Source organism: Ruegeria sp. AL11 (genome assembly GCF_056540865.1).
This window is the reverse complement of record NZ_JBQFXO010000084.1, coordinates 1-570: the sequence shown is the minus strand read 5'-3', so window position 1 is coordinate 570 and position 570 is coordinate 1. Positions and strand designations below refer to the sequence as shown.

The window sequence follows — 570 nt, the reverse complement described above, 5'->3', positions numbered from 1 at the left end:
CATGGGCCAGTTGGAAGAAACAATGATCCAGCGCGTTGGCTTCAAGTACAAAGGCGTTGGACGTATGGTCTATCCGGGTCTGCTGCAATTGGCCTCGTTCATGTCCATGAATGCAGATCGTCACTCCAAAGCGTTTTCCGACCAGATCCAGCGCGTCATGCGGGACGAAGCCTCGGATCAGGATGCCCATAACCGCTTCTACGACGAATACCTGGCCGTGATGGACATGACTGCCGAGTTCTATCTTTCGACGGTCGAGCGGGTCTTCAAGAATCGAGAGATTGCGAGAAACGAGTTCGTGGTCGCGGGTCACAAAGTGGACATCAGTAAGATTACCGATGTTGCGGTGAAGACTGTCGAAGGTGCAAATGATGACATCTCTGCACCCGGCCAGTGTATTGCTGCGCTGGATTTGTGCACCGGCCTGCCCGACAGCAAAAAGGCAAGCCACGTTGAACCCGGCGCCGGTCACTATGGTATCTTCGCAGGCCGCAGCTGGCGCGACAACATTCGTCCTCTTGTGATTGATTTCATGAACGAAAATGCGCGAAAACCAAACCGTCGCGCGGC

1 protein-coding gene is annotated in these 570 nt (G+C 54.4%); it reads left to right on the top strand.

Features of this window, described 5'->3' with window-relative positions:
• Positions 1 to 570 (top strand): alpha/beta hydrolase family protein (locus ACR0IP_RS23410; RefSeq protein ID WP_480528197.1); only part of this gene is annotated, 570 nt, incomplete at both ends.